Annotated in this window: 23 protein-coding genes; 4 read left to right on the forward strand and 19 right to left on the reverse strand. The window is 63.4% G+C overall.

The genetic code is table 11. The annotated features are described in order from the left end of the window. Positions 1-142: 142 nt before the first annotated feature. The 6 genes from HALNA_RS02010 to HALNA_RS02035 all read right to left on the reverse strand — a co-directional run bounded on the left by HALNA_RS02010 (position 143) and on the right by HALNA_RS02035 (position 3,625). On the reverse strand, positions 143-583 hold the full coding sequence (locus HALNA_RS02010) for a hypothetical protein (protein ID WP_049934657.1): 441 nt from the start codon (positions 581-583) through the stop codon (positions 143-145). 46 nt (positions 584-629) lie between these two features. Next, the gene (locus HALNA_RS02015) at positions 630-923 is read right to left on the reverse strand and encodes a hypothetical protein (protein WP_049934658.1); all 294 of its coding nucleotides are present in this window, start codon (positions 921-923) and stop codon (positions 630-632) included. After that, on the reverse strand, positions 920-1,408 hold the full coding sequence (locus tag HALNA_RS02020; RefSeq protein WP_049934660.1) for a hypothetical protein: 489 nt from the start codon (positions 1,406-1,408) through the stop codon (positions 920-922). Before HALNA_RS02020 ends, HALNA_RS02015 begins: the two co-directional genes overlap by 4 nt. Beyond that, on the reverse strand, positions 1,401-1,739 hold the full coding sequence (locus tag HALNA_RS02025; protein ID WP_049934661.1) for a hypothetical protein: 339 nt from the start codon (positions 1,737-1,739) through the stop codon (positions 1,401-1,403). The genes HALNA_RS02020 and HALNA_RS02025 overlap by 8 nt, the downstream gene beginning before the upstream one ends. Further along, entirely contained in the window at positions 1,739-2,125 is a 387-nt protein-coding gene (locus tag HALNA_RS02030) for a hypothetical protein (RefSeq protein WP_049934663.1), read from the reverse strand. Before HALNA_RS02030 ends, HALNA_RS02025 begins: the two co-directional genes overlap by 1 nt. Before the next feature lie 69 nt (positions 2,126-2,194). Continuing rightward, the gene (locus HALNA_RS02035; RefSeq protein ID WP_049934666.1) at positions 2,195-3,625 is read right to left on the reverse strand and encodes a hypothetical protein; all 1,431 of its coding nucleotides are present in this window, start codon (positions 3,623-3,625) and stop codon (positions 2,195-2,197) included. Between the two features lie 252 nt (positions 3,626-3,877). On the opposite strand from HALNA_RS02035, the gene HALNA_RS20415 reads away from it, so the two are divergent. Next, on the forward strand, positions 3,878-4,063 hold the full coding sequence (locus tag HALNA_RS20415) for a hypothetical protein (protein ID WP_169718998.1): 186 nt from the start codon (positions 3,878-3,880) through the stop codon (positions 4,061-4,063). A 629-nt stretch (positions 4,064-4,692) separates the two neighbouring features. On the opposite strand, the gene HALNA_RS02040 is transcribed toward HALNA_RS20415, so the two are convergent. From HALNA_RS02040 to HALNA_RS02060, 6 genes are all read right to left on the reverse strand, one after another. Then, the gene (locus tag HALNA_RS02040; RefSeq protein ID WP_049934668.1) at positions 4,693-6,429 is read right to left on the reverse strand and encodes a MarR family transcriptional regulator; all 1,737 of its coding nucleotides are present in this window, start codon (positions 6,427-6,429) and stop codon (positions 4,693-4,695) included. Next, complete coding sequence (locus tag HALNA_RS19690) at positions 6,426-6,605, reverse strand: hypothetical protein (RefSeq protein ID WP_157573408.1); 180 nt, start codon at positions 6,603-6,605, stop codon at positions 6,426-6,428. Before HALNA_RS19690 ends, HALNA_RS02040 begins: the two co-directional genes overlap by 4 nt. Continuing rightward, positions 6,602-7,027, reverse strand: coding sequence for a hypothetical protein (locus HALNA_RS02045; protein ID WP_049934670.1), 426 nt, complete (start codon positions 7,025-7,027; stop codon positions 6,602-6,604). Before HALNA_RS02045 ends, HALNA_RS19690 begins: the two co-directional genes overlap by 4 nt. Beyond that, the gene (locus tag HALNA_RS02050) at positions 7,024-7,254 is read right to left on the reverse strand and encodes a hypothetical protein (protein ID WP_049934672.1); all 231 of its coding nucleotides are present in this window, start codon (positions 7,252-7,254) and stop codon (positions 7,024-7,026) included. The genes HALNA_RS02045 and HALNA_RS02050 overlap by 4 nt, the downstream gene beginning before the upstream one ends. Continuing rightward, positions 7,251-7,511: a hypothetical protein gene (locus HALNA_RS02055; RefSeq protein ID WP_049934674.1), complete on the reverse strand. Its 261-nt coding sequence runs from the start codon at positions 7,509-7,511 to the stop codon at positions 7,251-7,253. Before HALNA_RS02055 ends, HALNA_RS02050 begins: the two co-directional genes overlap by 4 nt. Before the next feature lie 202 nt (positions 7,512-7,713). Then, positions 7,714-8,010 carry a hypothetical protein gene (locus HALNA_RS02060; RefSeq protein ID WP_049934676.1) on the reverse strand — a complete coding sequence of 99 codons (297 nt, stop codon included), beginning with the start codon at positions 8,008-8,010 and terminating at the stop codon, positions 7,714-7,716. A 259-nt stretch (positions 8,011-8,269) separates the two neighbouring features. Here HALNA_RS02060 and HALNA_RS02065 point away from each other — a divergent pair, with 259 nt between their 5' ends. From HALNA_RS02065 to HALNA_RS02075, 3 genes are all read left to right on the forward strand, one after another. Beyond that, positions 8,270-8,569, forward strand: a complete 300-nt coding sequence (locus HALNA_RS02065) for a hypothetical protein (protein WP_049934677.1) — start codon at positions 8,270-8,272, stop codon at positions 8,567-8,569. Beyond that, positions 8,566-8,892 (forward strand): ribbon-helix-helix protein, CopG family, encoded by a 327-nt coding sequence (locus tag HALNA_RS02070; protein ID WP_049934679.1) that lies wholly within the window; start codon positions 8,566-8,568, stop codon positions 8,890-8,892. Before HALNA_RS02065 ends, HALNA_RS02070 begins: the two co-directional genes overlap by 4 nt. Before the next feature lie 267 nt (positions 8,893-9,159). After that, positions 9,160-9,375 (forward strand): hypothetical protein, encoded by a 216-nt coding sequence (locus HALNA_RS02075; RefSeq protein WP_049934681.1) that lies wholly within the window; start codon positions 9,160-9,162, stop codon positions 9,373-9,375. On the opposite strand, the gene HALNA_RS02080 is transcribed toward HALNA_RS02075, so the two are convergent. The 7 genes from HALNA_RS02080 to HALNA_RS20805 form a co-directional block, all read right to left on the reverse strand. After that, entirely contained in the window at positions 9,372-9,665 is a 294-nt protein-coding gene (locus tag HALNA_RS02080) for a hypothetical protein (protein WP_049934683.1), read from the reverse strand. The two genes, HALNA_RS02075 and HALNA_RS02080, sit on opposite strands and share 4 nt — an antisense overlap. Continuing rightward, positions 9,662-12,145, reverse strand: coding sequence for a hypothetical protein (locus tag HALNA_RS19695; protein ID WP_169718999.1), 2,484 nt, complete (start codon positions 12,143-12,145; stop codon positions 9,662-9,664). Before HALNA_RS19695 ends, HALNA_RS02080 begins: the two co-directional genes overlap by 4 nt. A gap of 445 nt (positions 12,146-12,590) precedes the next feature. Further along, positions 12,591-13,700 (reverse strand): ATP-binding protein, encoded by a 1,110-nt coding sequence (locus HALNA_RS02095; protein WP_245575981.1) that lies wholly within the window; start codon positions 13,698-13,700, stop codon positions 12,591-12,593. Continuing rightward, positions 13,697-14,494: a hypothetical protein gene (locus HALNA_RS02100; RefSeq protein ID WP_049934689.1), complete on the reverse strand. Its 798-nt coding sequence runs from the start codon at positions 14,492-14,494 to the stop codon at positions 13,697-13,699. Before HALNA_RS02100 ends, HALNA_RS02095 begins: the two co-directional genes overlap by 4 nt. Then, positions 14,487-16,118, reverse strand: a complete 1,632-nt coding sequence (locus tag HALNA_RS02105; RefSeq protein ID WP_049934691.1) for a hypothetical protein — start codon at positions 16,116-16,118, stop codon at positions 14,487-14,489. The genes HALNA_RS02100 and HALNA_RS02105 overlap by 8 nt, the downstream gene beginning before the upstream one ends. Beyond that, on the reverse strand, positions 16,119-16,361 hold the full coding sequence (locus tag HALNA_RS02110) for a hypothetical protein (protein ID WP_049934693.1): 243 nt from the start codon (positions 16,359-16,361) through the stop codon (positions 16,119-16,121). Then, positions 16,358-16,546: hypothetical protein (locus HALNA_RS20805; protein WP_211225981.1), on the reverse strand; the 189-nt coding region annotated here is incomplete at its 5' end. The genes HALNA_RS02110 and HALNA_RS20805, both read right to left, overlap by 4 nt.

Here is a 16,546-nt window from a genome sequence, read left to right on the forward strand (position 1 = left end):
ATCGCGAGGGCGATCACCGGCGCGAAAACCTCTCCTCGAAGCTCGCGGTCGAGAAGGACCTCGCGAACGCCGAGGTCGCGGCCGATCATGTCGAGATACTCGCGGTTCTCCTCGGCGAGCGGCTCGTCGGTCTCGACGGTCGTCATGAAGTCGCCTCACCTCCCGAGTAGCGCGCCCAAAGGGCGAGGAGAGTGATGATGAGGAATCCCCACCCGAACCCGGCCGCGTTGATCGGGAAGTACCCCCGGAAGCCGCCGTAGGCGAGCGCGCCGACGATGACGTGACCGATCACGACCGGCGCCTCGACGACTTGATTTAGCATCGAGCCGGTCATGAGGAGTTCGCGGCCGATTGTGACGGCGATCGAGGCGACGACGGTTATCAGGGAGCCGGTCGCTCCGATCGCGCCGCCGAAAAACGAGTCGGCGCGCTCGCCGACGCTTTCGACGGTATCGCTCGCCGACTCGCCGCGCTCGTCGAGATACCAGTAGACGAGGAGACCGAGCGCCGCGAGGCCGAGGATTGTGAATAGGTTACCCCCTGCGGCCTCGAGGACGGCGTCGACGGTCACGCCGAACGGCATAGTTCACCTCGCGAGAGGGTTCGATTCGTGGAGTCGGTACTGTCGGTCATAGTCGTGTGTCGAGGTTTTGATACACTCCGTAGGCGATTTTGGCGACGTAGAGGAGGCCCGCCGCTATCGCGAGCGCGGTGAGCATCCCCTCGGGGAGAAACGCAACCCTCGGCGCGAGCGAGAAGCCGGCGACGGAGAGCGCGGTAAAGATGCTCGCGGCCTTCGCCCACGCGACTGTAGCGAGGGCGCCGAAGACCGGGAGATTGAGCGCGCCACCGACGACGGCGACGAGCGTCGAGGCGACCGTCGCCGGGTGTGAAACCGCCTCACGGAGCGTGAGTTTGGTCATTGGTCTCTACTCCCTCCGATGTATTCGATCGCGAAGGTTGCGAGCGCGTCGAGTATCGAGCCGATCACGGGCACGGCGCCGAGGAGGTCGCTCGCGGCGACGAGGAGCGGCGGAATCGCGCGGATGACGAGCGCCAGCTGAAAGACGATGAACGCGACGACGGCGATCGGCGCCGCCGGGCCGAGCACGCCGGTCGCGACGTTCGCCACGCCGACGTTCAAGCCGACCCAAGTGTCGATGATCGGGAAGATGACACCGCCGACGGCGCCCATGAACGGCTCGGAGGCCGCGCGGAACGCATCGGCGACGGCCTCGAAGGCGCCCCTCCCGATCGAACCAGTCGCCGAGACGAGGGCGGCGACGACGCCGACGATGAACGAGAGGACGCGCTTCCGAATGAACCGAGCCGGGGCCTTCGCGAAGGCGATGAGCGTCTCGGAATACTGTAGGAGTTCTTGAACGGCGTCGGGGAGCGGATTAGCCAAGCAAATCCCTCCCTTGCACGGCGATATATCCGAGCATGAGCACGGCTCCGATCGCGGCGACGAAGCCGAGGAGACCGAGGTCGGCGACGGTCGCCTCGAGGGCGCCGTAGGAGTCGCGAACGGCGTCGGTCGGCGCGCGAGTGAGGCCGGTCGCGAGGGCGGCCGCTCCGTTACGGAGTGCGATGAACGGCGCCGTGAGGAACGCGAAGACGCCGGCGATGAGGCCGGAGAGACCAGCGGCGAACTGCGCGCCGATGTACCCGAGCGCGGCGCTCGCGAGGCGCTCGGCTTGTATTCGCGTTCCCTCGACGAAAGGCCTCGAGCCGCTCATTACTGTTGGTCCTCGTCGGTGCCGAACGGTCCAGGGAGGTCGGTGCCACTGAACAGGCCGATCACGGAGTCGGCAGTAACCGGAATCTCGAGGTACTGTAAGACGAGGTACGCGCCGGCGAGGACGGCGCCGATCGATGCCGGATAAGCGAGCGGGCCGAGGGCCGACCACACGCCGATGAGGAACGCCTCGGCGGCCGCTCCCGAACCGGCGCCGATCACGTCGGCGGCACCGACGGTGATCGCTAAGATGAGTTGGCCGAGACCGTCGATAAAGGCCGTCGTCGGCACGATGATGATGTTGAAGAGCGCCGCGATGAGTTCGCTCGTCTTCGCGGCGAACTGCAGAATCGGGTAGATGAACGCCGCGAATAAGATTCGACTCACGTTATTCGACGCTATCTCCTGTAAGTCGGATATCGGCGGGCCGGGAATTGATACCATGTGAGGGCCTCCTTAGATGAGTCCCTTGAGGCGGCCGATCACGGCGCCGATCGCGGCGGCGATGCCGCCGATGAGCGGGAGGTTCGAGAAGAACCCACCGCCGGAGTCGCCGATCGGGCCACCGACCACACCGCTCGACTCGATCGCGGAGCGCTCGTCGCCGGTGACCAGATACTTCGCGTGAATCGCGATTTTCTGGCCCGGCTGAATCGTCGTATCGAGCGAGACCTTGTCACCCTCGTTGTCGAATTGCGAGGTCTCATCCGACCACGTCGAGATATCAGTAAACTCGGTGTCGGAGACACCCTCGGCGTATTCGACGGCGAGATACCGATTCGATGGGAGTTCCGTCTCGGCGACGAGTTCAGCGTCCGCGTAGCTGAGGTCGTACGCCGAGGGGAGTTCGAGGCGGTAGTAGAGGCTCGCCCGGTCCGAGAAGGACGGGTAGCCGTCGGCGGCGGTAAAGTTCACCTGAACGTCGGAACCTCCGACGTCGGAGGTGCGGAACTTCACCGGCATGGTGAGGTCGTGAATCGCACCCTCATCGAGCGCATCGCCGATCGTCGAGAGGTCGTCGATAGCGATAGCGCCAGTCTCCTTGTGTTCGGTGACGGTCTCGGTCTCGAGTCCGTCATCGTCGTCGGTGTCGACCTTCCGCTCGCCGAACGACCATGTCGTCATCTTCTCGACGTTCATGCCCGTGATAGTGAGGTCGGCCGTCCCGCCGACGAACTCGATTCGGACCTTCTCGATGTTGTCGAACGTGCCGTCGCCGGCGGTGTTCGTAGCCATCTTTCCGAGTTGCCGCTGGTAGACGTAGCCCTCGCCGGTGCCGGTAGCGATCACGTCCTCGGCCATCGAGGCCGAGCCGTTGACGATAGCCTGTTTGTAGTCGCCGTCGGAGTCGACGACTTCGATTTGGACCTCGGCGCCGCTCGCGAGGGAGTTCACGTCGAGCACTAACTGCAGGTAGCGGTTCGGCTCGTCACTCGAGACGGAGAAGTTCGAGTAACTCGCGGAGTCGCCGGCGGCCGAGGCACTCACGCCGATCGCTTCGACGCCGGCGGCCGGCTCGGTGTCGGTGACCGACGCGCCGGAGGCCGTCCACTCGCTCGCGTCGAGGCCGCTCGCCGAGTTGTTAGACTCGTCTTTGCGCGGGAACTCGCCGAGTGCGGCGGCCTCGAGGTCGGTCGCTTGGTACTGATAGGTGTTGTTCACCGACTCGTTGAGTGTGCCGGGTAACTGTGCCTGTGAGCCGTCGTCGGCTTCGTAGGTGAGCGCCGAGGACCAGTCGAGTTGATGAACGTCTTTCGTTACGTCGGCCTCGATGTAAGCGCCTTGAGTGTAGTCGCTCCCGTCGTTCACTTGTGCCGTCGCAGCGGGAGCGACAGCGGAGAGGAGGACGAGCGCGATGAGGCCGAACGTGGCGAGGCTACGTCGCACGTTCGTCGAGCACCTCCTCGGCCGCGCGGAGATATTCGTCGTGAGCGATGCGTCGATCGACCCCCCGGATGCGGGGGAGGGATTCTCCGGTCATACGACCACGCCGAGGCGCGTCGCCTCGGATAATCGCGCGGAGGGTGGCCGGGTTGATATGTAAGTCGGATGTTACGACTCTCGTAGTGACTCGCGTAGTAACTCGAAACAATATTTATCTCATAACAAACGTCATGACAGGATGCAGTCCCACCTCCCATGAATCGGATTCCCGAAAGTCGGAAGCTAAACGATGCGGGGAACAGTGTTTCAGTTACTTTACCGAAAGGGATGCTCGAGACGTTCGGCGTGATCGACGACGGCGGCCTCGCGGTCGAGGAAGCCTCGCCGTATCTCGACACCGATCGGGGAGTAATCGGCGTCGAGGTCGAGATACCCAAATAGCGGTCTCACTTTTTAGAATCGAGGCGTCTCGCTTATCCCGGTAGAGCGGATGGATTCGAGTGCCGGCACGAAAATCGGCCCCCAAGAGTCCCACCTCCCAGGGGGCCGGCTCGGAGCCGTCCTCCGAGCGAGTCGATATCTACCTCGTCGTAGTTAACGGCTTTGCGGAGTTGCCCGTCCTAAGAGGATACTGCAAACTGGTTTCGGATTTGGTGGGGGGTATCGGCACCCTTGTTTTATCGAGGATCACCGGGGTTACGGCCCGAGTCGGCCGGAGCGGAGCGGTTCGGCGGTAGCGGCGCGCGTTCTGCGCGCCGCGTAATTGTTCTGCCTCCTTAGAGGCATTGTCGTAAGCGGATTCCGCAAACCGGTTTCGGCGGCGCTCGCGCCTCACGCCCCGAAACGGCTGTTTCGCGAGCGGCGATCGAAGGCGCTCGAGCCGGCTCGCCGCCGTCGACGGTCGCGATCGCGTCGATCACGCCGAGCGCCGGCGCGTCGATCACGCCGAGCGCCGGTCGAAAGTGAGAATCGGCGCGTTCACGCCGCTAACGCCTGAAAATTATTGACGTCGAGGGGTAGAAAACGAGCGATGCGACTAAGAAAAGAGCGAGCGCCGGCCGAGGTCGTCGCTACCTCGGCGGGCCGAACTCGCGGATTCTCACGTCCTCCTCGTCGCGGCGGTGATCGGGCGACTCGAGTTCGTGTTCGAGGTCGAGGAGGTTACCCTCCCACTCCGAGAGGTAAACGAACTCGCCGCGCTCGCCGTCGGCGTCCTCCTGGTCGTCGGCGCGTTCCTCCTGGTCGCCGTCGCCGTCGCCGCTCGACGAGCCGCACCCGTTCGCCTCGCCGTTCTCGCGCGCCTCCTCTCGCTCGCGAGCACGTTCTTCGCGACCGAGCCGGCGCGCGGAGATAGTCTCCTCGTCGAAGTGGGGGGCGATTTTCGAGTCGATTAACTCCGAGACCTTCTCGTAGAGGTAGTCGGCGTCGAAGGCGATGATCGCGGGGTTCCCGACCGTGACCAGGAGGCCGAGGTCTTTGAGTTCGCCGACGTGATACTCGACATTCGACCGACTGTAGCCGGTAGCCGAGACGAGTTGATCGTACGTAGCGCCGTAGTTCTCACAGATAACGGAGAGGATATCATACTGCGCGTCGGTCTGATACTTCATCGCCGCCGACCACACGACCGGCTCGAAGCGGCTGTAGAAGCGACGAAGGTCCTCGCGACGACCCTGCGGATGCGCCACCTCGACAGTCGGCTGTGTGCTCGGCTTGAAGTAGTCATCGGCGACGAGGTCGCCGTCGTCGACGCCGGCCCACTCGAGGTGAGAAAGGACGAGTCGGCGGAGCGACTTGAGAGTAGAGTCCCACTCGGAGAGGTGAGCCGTCGACTCGCCGCCGAGGCTCGCCTCGAGCTTCGGATGGTGAAGGGGGTCGTCGCGAGAGCGGTCCTCCCAATTGGTCGCCTGGTAGCACTTGAGTTCTCGAGAGAGACGTTTTGTCGTCTCCTCGCCGTCCTCGATCGCGTCGACCTCGAGCGGGTCGAAGCCGAGGCGGTCCCACCGATCGGAGGTGATACGGGCTTCCATCCACCCGGCCTTATCTCGGCGTTTCCACGTCTTCACCTCGGCGCCGCCGCCCACGTCGATGAGGTTCTCGCTCTTATCGAGGCACAGTTTCACCGGATGCTTCTCGTCGATATCGAACCGGACGTGAGTCTCGAGTTTGAAGATGCGCGCCGAGTCGGCTTTCATATCGCCCACGTCGACGAGGTCCGGGTCGCCACCGAGGCGCTTGAGTGCGTCGGAGAGGCAGGTAAAGAGCCGGTCGATCACTTGCCCGGAGCGCTCGACGTACGTCGTTCGGATGCGGAGACGAGTGCCTTCACCGTACGGAATCGAAAAGTCGTTACCGTCCTTGTAGGTGAGTCCCTCCGCCTGGGGCTGGATATCAATCGAGCACGACGTAGGTGGTTTCTTGAGTTCCTGCTCGCCGTCTTCGTCGGTCTCTCGACGTTTCAGCGTAAGCTTGTATTCGTACCATTGTCTCCACTCGCCGGCCGAGTTCTCTTTACCAGCTTTCCATCCGCTCGATTTGAAGACCCAAACGTAGTCTCCGTCGGGGAGAAAGTCGGGGTCGGCCTCGACGATTTTTTCGCCGCCGGCCTCGCCGATCACGTCGCGCCACAAGTCCATGCTGTGATTATACTGTTCGAGGCCGTCGTCGAGCACGACCGAGACGCCGACGCCGTGAGTGATCGAAGCGGTCCGTCGAATCTTCGTCGCCGTCGAGCCGCTTTCGAGGTCCTGGGGAACCACGTCGGCGCCGAACTCGCCGCTCGCGAGGGATTCCGAGTCGAAGCTCATAGTTCGCCGGCCCCCTCAAAACAAACGTCCATCCCAGTGTATCCACAGTTAAGGCACTCGTACAGGTCGGCTTTCTGCAGGTCGTCGGTAGGCTCCGTAGCATATCCCTTGTCGATCACGCCACCGACGCCAGCGAATTTACACCTCGGACAGACCGGGTTTTCAGGAGCGGTCATCGACCGAGCACCTCCCGGTTCGGCACTAACCCCCGGATGCGGGTGCCTCTTGAGGGAGCGAGACGGACCACGCCCCAACCGCTCACGTCGGGGGCGATCGCCGGCTCGCGCCTCGCGAGGTCGGCGTCGAGCGGAAGGACGAGCGAACAGTAGTCGCACCGCCAGCCGTAGACCGGCACCTCGTCGGCGCCGAGTGCCTCGAGGGCGGCCTCGTCGACGAGGTCAACGTCGATGCGGTGCGGCCTCCTGGTCGAACTCACGTCGCGGCTGCAGGAGGGGCACTCGAAGCGACCTCGCGAGGGGTCGCCGTCGATCGGCGCGACCTCGGCGGCGATCGGGAGCGGTGCCTGATCGTCGAGCGTCTCCTCGTCGACTGGGAGCGAGCCGCGCGGGCCAGGGTCGGAGTGGTGCGACTCGCTCATCGGTCGACCTCCCACTCGCCTCGAATGAGTTTCTCGAGCGCCATCGAGACGGAGATTCCTTGGTATCGGTTCGGGCGCCAGTAGATGCTAAGACGGGCGCTCGTCCCTCGGTCGGGTTCGCGAACGTCGGTCACGACACCGACCGAAGGGCCGGCCGCATGGCGGTTGATGAGCCACGTTCCCGAGCCGATCCACAGCCGACCCTCGTCGGATGAGTCGACGCTCATCGGTCGACCTCCTGGTCGACGGCGTAGTTCGCGAGCGGTTCGGCGAGGTCCGAATCGAGGACGGTCGAGAGGGAGGCGCCGCGCCGAATCACGACCACGTCGGCGGTAGCGATATAGCGGGCCTCGTCGGCGTTGAACTCGTCCGCAGGAACGCGCGCGCCGCGCTCCCACAGTACCGCCGGCTCAAGCGAGGGCGCGGCCGAGCGGTCGAGCCACCGCTCGCGCAGGTGACCGGAGACGACGGGAGCGGCGCTCATCGGCTTTCACCTCCGTCGGTCTCGACGCCGTCGCCTTGGCGGCACCGGTAGCACGTCACGCCCTCGCCGCTCGTCCGGCCACCGCAGGAGGGACATTCGGGGGAGTCGTCGCGTCGATGCTCGGCGCGCTCTGCGGCGCGCTCATCGGCTTCACAGTCGCGGCACAGTCGACCGGAGCATCGGCGGCCGCATCGACACCGGCTCATCGGTCGGCCTCCTGGTCATCTCGGTCCTCGACGAGCCACGTCGTCGAGCGGCCGTTATGCGACCACTTCTCGATATGAAGGCCGGCGCGCTCGGCGGCTTCGACGATGTTGCGACCGACTCGCTTTGCGTCGATTTTCTTATCGACGCCGTCGGCGCTCTCCTCGAGCACGTCGTCGACGAGGTCGCTCGAGTGTAGGTACTCGAGCGTCTCGACTCGGTCGTCGAGGACGGTCGCGAGGTCGTCTCTTAGCTGTTCTTCCGCGTAGTCGGATTTTCGGCTTCCAATCGACATGGTTTCTCCGACCAGGCCGACCGGGAGAACCGCATCAATGCCCAAATGGCGAAACGCACGATTTTGGACTCCTCGGCGTCCGTACCGGGGATATTTAGAACCGAACGTTTTTGATTAGCGCGTGAGTAAGGCATGATGCGGAAGTTAGGGTTAGCCGGGGTCACCTGGTCAAAGTGTTTCCCCCGGCTCGTTTCTCTCGGTCTTGACGGTCGAGTATGTCGACCGAATTGCCTTATAGCCAACGCTACATATCGGCACGATGACGAGTAAACGGTCGTTGGTGTGGGGGGCGGCTCTTGAGAGATTGGCCGAAGGAACGACCGGTTTCGAGACGCAGGAGGTTAAGGAGGCGGCGGGCGTCGGTGACAAAACTGCATTGAAGGGTCTCGATGATATGACCGAACTCGGGTGGCTCATCAAGACGCAGGGAGGGCGAGGGCGGTCGTATCTGTGGGAACCGTCGGGGAAAGCGCGCCGAGTGTTCGAGGCGTATGAGGACGTTCACCGGACCGGTGAGGATTTTCATAGCGACGATGAGGATTCGGTGACCGAGCGATGAAGAGGCTCACCGTCTCGCTTCGCGACGAGCACGTCGAGCGGCTCGAGGAACTGGTCGACCAGGAGGGCGGGCCGGAGTCAAAGAGCGAGGCGGTGAGGTATCTCATCGACGAGGCGGAGCGCGTCGAGTCGCTCGAGCACGACCTCGAGGTCGCGGAGGCGCGCATCGAGGACCTCCGTAGGCAAATGGTCGAGCGGGAGAATATCGAGGAGGAGGTAACGGCACTCGCTCGTCGCGTCGAGGACCAGGAGGCGACGCTCGCGGCGCCGTTCTTCGTTCGGTGGTATCGGTACTTCCGAGGCGATCGGGGGGATTCGGAGTAACCCCGTGAATCGGCGTCTTCGCGGAACCGCGGGGGGTTGCGCATCGACAAATCCGGCACCTCTGGTTTTGCACACGACTCCCCCCGATCGCCGATCGAGAAATATCAGAAATCAGTAAAAGAGTGTGCAAATCGAGACAGTCTCCGCACCGATCACGCCGGAGGCACGACCGGCGACTGAACCGGATATATAAAGAGGCACCCGTTCAGCAACCGCAGGGAAACGACTAGGAGGGCGTGTGTGCAAAATCAGAGTATGCGAATAAGAATGACCGACGAGCGAGAGGATAGACTCCGTCGACTCATGGAAGCGACCGGCGAGTCGACGAAGGCCGGGGCGATCGACCTCGCCATCAAACACTACCTGAACGACCTCCAAAACAAGCGGCGAGTCGCCGAGGAACTCCCAACGAGCGCGCTCGAGGAACTCCACACACCATTTCTCCCACTCGATCGCGAGACGAACGTCGGCCGCGAGGATTAGAGCGCCGACTCGAGGAGGTCGACGCCGATATCGAGGCCGGCCTCGATCGCATCGTTCGCGAACGCGAGGAACGGCTCCGGGTTCGGCTTAAGCCACCCGGCACCGATCGCGAGCGCGAGCACGACCAGAGAGACGACCACGTACGTCGTCGTCGAGGCGGCGAGAGTAGCGACAGTCGTCGCGGCGCTCGCCCCCTTCCGCAGATACAGCGCGGCGACGACGAGGACGGCGGCGATCATGAGCGAGCCACCGACGCCGAGCGCGCGGAGGGCCTCGAGGAGTAGACTCATTGGTCGATCACGACCGGACGGCCTCGGAACTGGTTGTAGGCCCACCAAACGACGATACCGACGGCGGCGATACCGGCGATCGGGCCGACCGACTCGATCACACTCGCGAGCGCGGTCGAAACGCGGCCGGAGTAGAACTCGATAATCAGGAGGCCCGAACCGACGCTACCGACGGCGGTGATGATTCCGCCGGGGAACGGGACGGCGCCGACGAACGGGATACGGAGGCCCGACGGCCCGCCGATGCGTCGGTGCATGACGTAGAAGCCGGCGGTAAGAAGGCCCCAAGCGATCACGACCACGGTCGGCGACGAAAGGGGGTCGCCGGAGTCGCCGCCCACGTCGACGGGACCGACGACACCGCTATCGCTCGACACGGGGTCTTTCAAGAAGACGAGCGTCTCGGCCGAGTCGTCGTCTTCGAGCGTGAGCGGAGAGTTCGCCGTGCCGTCGGCTCGCACCACGTCGTTCGTCTCGGACTTGAGGACGTAGTGAGTGTCGTCGGAAGCCGAGAGATAGGTAAAATCGACGGTATCGCCATCGTGCGCGCCGGGCCGAACGACGAACTGTGGTTCTTGCGTTCGTGGCTCGTCGACGGAGACACGAACCTCACCACTGGTCGGGTTGACTCGGACGGGTATCGTACTCATGCGCGCCTCGCCGCCGCTCGAGGCTGCCGGAAGGTAGACGAAATTGTAGCCGTCGGCAGTAATCTTCGCGTAGGGGTCGGCGTTCGACCAGGAGGCTTTGTAGGCGTAGTTGATGCGACCGGCGTCGGGCGTCGCGCCGACCGAGATATGCGCGTCGGTCGACCAAGAGTCGATTCTAAACTTCGTATCGAGGCGTTCGCCTTTCACCGTCGGCTCGGTAACGGTTATCGAGCCGTCGACGACGTTCACCCGACGAGCGGTCGTTCGTACCTCAACGGTGTCGCCGCCGTTCACCGACCCCATGTTGACGGTGAGAGTTGTATTTGAGAGGGAGTAGGACGATTGACTTACCGAGGACCACGTCCCTCCGTTGACTCGCGTCTCGATCGAGGAGATTCCGACCACGTCGCCGGCGAACGGGATAGTGAGCGACACCGATGAGCGGTCGCTCGCGAACGTCTTTGAGACGTTGTAGGATTCGCGCCACTTTTCCGAGGAGTAATTAACTGATTGTTTATCCGATGCATCGTGGACATAGTCGAGGTTAACCGACGGCGACGGAGCGTCGGCCGAGAGCGTACCGTCACCGACCGAGACGTTTACCGTGTTCGATGACTTGACCCAAGAGTCGTTCGCCGAAAGCGAGACGGTCTCGCCATCCGAGAGCGTCCCCGAGTAACTCGTCGTCTCGCCGTTGACGGTAACGACAGGGTCGACGGTCTTCGATCGTTCTTGTATCTTTAGCGTGTAGTCGAGGTCACCGGGGCCAGCCCCGGAGAAATTCAACTCGGACGAAGATGTTGAGAGGTCGATTGTCTTGGTTTTACTCTCTCCATCCGAAAAGTCGCCGAACGAGACCGACGTACCGGCGCCATCCGAGACCGACACACTCGATACCGTCCGTTTAATATCAGTCACGGTTACGTCTGGATACGCACTTTCGCCCCCGAACACACTATCAGTCGCCCACGTTGACGATGCACTCGTATCGATTGCGATCAATAGCGAGTCTTGGGTACCGTCATTATCCGTTCCTGATGTGACAAATTCGATAGTGTATGTTGTATCTGACGACACCGAGTAATCGGAGACGGAAACGCTCTGTTTGCCAGTGGTATGCGACGGGTCCCATCCAGATTTAATCTGTGTTCCTTCGCCGTACGTCTCATCGGTGCCTTCCTGAACGATATAGATATCGACGGTATAGCCGTAATCATCGCCATTTGCATATTTTATATCGAGAGTCAGGTTTTGGATCGTACCGCTTGCATCGGGTTTGATCTGCATTTCCGACGAGAAAGCCGTGTCTCCTCCACTGTCTCCGACGAGTCGGATAGACTGATCGGTGTCTCCATCGCCATTCTGCTGAACGACATTATAGCTATCAACGGCGTTGTCAGTGACAGTCAGCTCCGGCGATGAACTGTTCGGGCCTGTGGGCGGAGCATTTCCGGCGATAGATAGCGAGTTCGTCGCGGAGGGTTCAAGATCGGTCTTTGAAACATTCTCCCACTCGGTCGAAGTCTCGCCACTTACGTTGATCGAGAAATTCGACACACTATCAAGCGACGAGAGTTCGTAACCCACGCTCGAGCCGTCGGAATATGATCCTGTCAGAGACACCTCTCCGCTGAAAGTCACAGTGTTACTTGAGAAGTGCGGCACCTCGAAGACAAGCATTCCGGCGTCGTATGTGACGGCTCGAGACCACTTCGATCCGTCTTCGTGAGTTCCGTATACGCGCTTAGGAGTATATCCGAGCGCGTCTTTCACGGCGCCGGCGCCGATCGCGACGCGCCGGCCTTGGGAGTGCGTGTCGTCTTTGAGCACGAGGGCGAGGCTGCCGCTCGAACCGGCGACGGAGCCGTTATCGAGGTAGTCGCTCGCGCGATCGGGAGTAGTAACGACCACGCGGAGCGTCTCGGCGTGCTCGCTTGCCATGACGTTCCCCTCGAGGCGAGTCGCGTCGATCGCCGGGTTCGTTCCCACCGGCACGTCTTCGCTCACGTTCGCGTCGGGGACGGTGACCATGCCGCTCGGTACGGCGGCGGCCGTCGCGACGAAGGGGCCGGCGAGACTCGCGACCAGGAGGACGGCGACGAGCACGTTCACCGCTCGCTCACCGCTCGGTATGAACGACCTCACCGCCACCACCTCCGGGGGGACCCCTGTAGCCCATCCGAGACGCGCGCGCGTAACAGCGAGTGCGAGCGAGCGCGCTCGCCTTCGAGCGGCCGATTCAGAGAGGGGTCGATATTGGAATTTTTCGCGCTCATCATCTCACCTCGAGGTCGACCGAGAGGGTTCGATCGTGCGGCGCCGGGATATCGTCCCACCGCACCTTTCGCTCGAAGTTCCGTTCGGTGAACGGGAGACACTCGCCGATATCGTACCGGGAGGTCATGTCGTTCGTCATCGGGACGGAGTCCATCCCGATCACGTCGTTCTTGCTCGTCGGGTTCGCCGAGCCGGGCATCGAGATACGCCACCGGATTTTGTGGCGGATAAGGTTGTGAATGTCGCGCTCGGAGTGACCGAACGCGAACAGCGAAAGGCCATACTTCCGAGCGTCGACGAAGGCGTCGCGCAGGAGTTCGACCTTCTGATAGGTGGCGAACTGATCGGAGCGAGCGGCCTCCGGGGCGATATCCCCGATTTCGTCGAGAATGAGGGAGAGAAAGTCGTTCGGTCCCTTCTCGACGCGGGCGAGGACGTAGGCGAACCACCAGTGGTTCAGTGGGTCCTCGCGGTCGAACAGTCCACGATCGTCACCGGGTGCCTCGTAGGTGCGTTCGGGAGCCTCCTCGTAGACCCACTGGCACCCTTTCATCCGAGGGTCCGGGTAGAGAACGTGGAACTGTCCGGGTTCGAGGAGTTGCCGATTGACGTGAACGGGGTCCTCGTACCGCTTCACGTCGCGGACCATGTCCTCGAGGTCGACCTCGATCGCATCGTGAAGCGGGTTTTTCGGCACGAGTTCGGCGCTCACGTCGACGCCCTTCGGAACGAGCACGGTCGTCCACGGAGCGAGCGGAAGCCACTCCGAGCGGCTCGTCGAGCCGCGCCAAACCACTTTCTCCTCGTTGACCTCGAGGAGTCGGATCGACCAGGAGAGGCCGAAGGTCGACTTCCCGCATCCGGGTTTCCCGGTCGCGAGGAAGTCGGTGCCGCCGGCATCCTGATTCGGGCCGGCGGCCCATGTGTGTTCGAGGGCGTTCGGAACGACGTTCGGATACTCGAACGCCTCGGAGTTGTAGGGCGCGATGCCGAACTCCTCGCGCATCGAACGCGCGTCGGTCCATCGGCCGCCCTGCCCCGTCGCCTGTTCTGTCCAGTCGATCGTTTCGGTGAGGTACTGGTCGTTTTCGTTCGGTTGGAGACTCATAGATGTGCCCCCGTGGAGGGGTCTTTGTCTTCGTCGGGCTGTTCGCCGGCTCGACCCACGAGGTCGCGCACGCCGCGATTGAACGCGGGCACGAGGTACGTGGCCGCGAATAACTCGCGAGCGCGCTCGTCGGCGCGAGCGCCGCTTAAGAGCATCCTGCGGGTAGACTGTTCGACGTAGGCACGTCGAACGAACTGGTCGGGAATCTCGCCGTGAGTGGCAAGCTCGAGGTCGCGGCCCCATTCGAGGATATCGCCCGGCTCGTCGAAGCCGTCGAGGACGGCCTCGAGGACGCGATCCTGATTATCGTCGAGTTCGTCGACGGCCGGCCGCATCGCGATGTAGCGCTGTACCTGCGGGTCGTGGCCGGAGGTCGTCGTCTCCTGCGCGGAGTCGATGTATTCGCCTGCGTCTTTCCGCAGGTGTCGCAGTGCGCGATGATAGGCGGGCGCGAGCACGGTCGCATAGATGCGCTCGCGGAGTTCGTCGACGGTGCCGGCGTCGAGGGCGCGCTCGCGAGCGGCCGGTACGAGCATGGCCGAGAGGAGGGCGCGCTCGCGACGGTCGTCGACGCGCCCCCGGAACTGCCGGGCGAGGTCCTCGATGAACTCCTGTCGAGTGCGGCCGAGGGTACGAACGCAAAGGCGTTGCATCCAGTCGAGCACGTCTCGGCGCCGCGCGAAGCCGTCGTAGAGTTCAGCCTCGAGTTGCTCGAGGTCGAGTTTGAGTCGAACGAGCGCCGGGCGAACGAACTCGGTCGCCTCGCCGTCGGCGTCGCGTCGACTCTTACTCATCGTCGGCCTCCTGGTGACCGTTCGCGAGGTTGCTGTCGCGATCGGGGCCGAACTCGAAGGCACCGGAGTCGACCGACTCGCGAGCGGCTTTCATCCGATCGGCGCCGCCGGTCGAGTGCATGGCTTCGATGAGCGTTTGATCCTGTTCTTCGAGGGCCTCCTCTACGTCTTTCTGGTTCTTCGCTTTCTCCTCGACGCGCTTTCGTCGCGACGCCTGCAGGGTTTCGGCCTCGTCGGCCTCTTTCTGCAGATACATCGAGGAGACCCACGCCGAACGGAGGTGTGCGGGCGCCGGTTCGACGCGAGCGTACCCGTCGGTCGCCTCGAGGTAGAGGACGGCACCGATAGCGATCGCGCCGAGGGCGCCGCCGACGCCGGCGAGCGTGCCGACGTAGTGGTTCAGTCCGGCCCCGGCGACGAGCGCGCTCGCGAGGACGATGAGGGGGTTCGCCGACCACTCGAAGCCTTCGGGGTCGTATTCGAGCACGTCGTCGGCGTTCGGAGAGACGACGTAGAGTTCGTCGGCCTCTCCCTGAGTGTATTCGATGCGAGTGTCGAGGTGTTCGTGACCCTCGAGCGTCGCGTTCTGACCGAAGACGCGAGCGATGAACGCGACGAGACCCTTCCGAACGACGGCGACCTCCTCGTCGGGTGTTTTGATGATTCGCTCGGAGCGTTCGCGAGCCTTTCTCGCGTCGACGGCCTCCTCGCCGGAGGCGTTCCGAGCGGCCTCGGGCTGCGGCTTGATGAACCGAGCGTCGCTCACGCCGACCTCGTAGGTCTCGAGGACGACCACGCCGATCACGCCGACGGTGAACGCGGCGATGATATGGGGGAGAGCGACGAAGACGGCGGCGAGGCTCCCGAATAGGCCGAAGACGACGGCGCCGCCGCCGATCGAGATAAGCATGATCCAGGGAGCGTATCCCCACATCGGGCCGACGCCGGCGCGCTCGAGGGCGCGTTTGACGACCCACCCGATCGCGAACGCACCGACGAGGGTCGGCGCGATGAAGTCTTTCACCGCCGAGGTGAGATAATCTCCCTGGTCGTTGATGCCGGCACTCGCCGCGTAGGGCGAGGAGTGATGAACGAGCGTCCACCGTGCTACGTCGGGCGCGGAGGCGAGCCACATGGTCATTTGCACCGGCTCCTGATGCTCGGGGAGGTCGATAGTCGCCGTCGGCCACCCTTTGCCGAGTTGCACCTCGCGAGTGACGACCGAGACGTTCGCGGCGACGGTCTCGGTAGTGGTGCCGTTCTCGGTCTCGACGGTGCGAGTTTTCCGCTCCCAAAACGCGATTTTCACGGTCGCGGTCTTTTGCTCGGAGGCCGTCCGAATCGAGTTCAGGTAGACCTCGTCGGAGCGCACGGTTTCCGTCTCGAGGAGGTCCTTCTCGTCCTCCCACGGCTTCGAGGCGGGCGTGTGAGTTAGCCAATAGACGTGTCCGTTCGCGATCCGCGCCGACGGCTTCTTGTAGTGCGTGCCGTCGGTTCGGAGTTCGTCGATAGTGAGGTCGCTCGAGGCGCCACTCGACTGTGCGCCGACGGTAGCGACGAGCGGCGCCGTGAGGGAGACGACCAGGAGCACGCCGACGAGGACGGTGAACGCTCGCCGGTCCATCTACTCGGTCACCTCCTCGCGAACGGTTCGGTCGAGCGACCGATCACGGGGACGCCACCCGGATTTGAGACGGATGCCGAGACCGACGGCGAGCGAGACCGGGAGCATCGAGACGGCGACGGTCACCGGGCCACCGAAGACGAGCGCGAGCACGACGGCGATCGCGCCGAGGCCGAACAGGACGGCGCCGATAAGCGCGTAGAGGTCGTAGGCCCGGATGCGGTCCCTTCTCTCGACGCTCATGAGTCGGCCTCCCACCGTTCGTTTTCGCCGCTGCAGGTGTGGCAGGTGTATCCACTACGGAGAACACAAAGCGTTTCGTCGACCCACTTGACGGCGCAGACCGAGAAAACGGCAGCCACGCCGACGGCGACAGCGGCGCCGACGAAAGTTGTAGCGTTCAGCGCTCCGTAGGCGGCGAGTGCGGC

This window comes from Haloplanus natans DSM 17983, assembly GCF_000427685.1.
Classification (GTDB): domain Archaea; phylum Halobacteriota; class Halobacteria; order Halobacteriales; family Haloferacaceae; genus Haloplanus; species Haloplanus natans.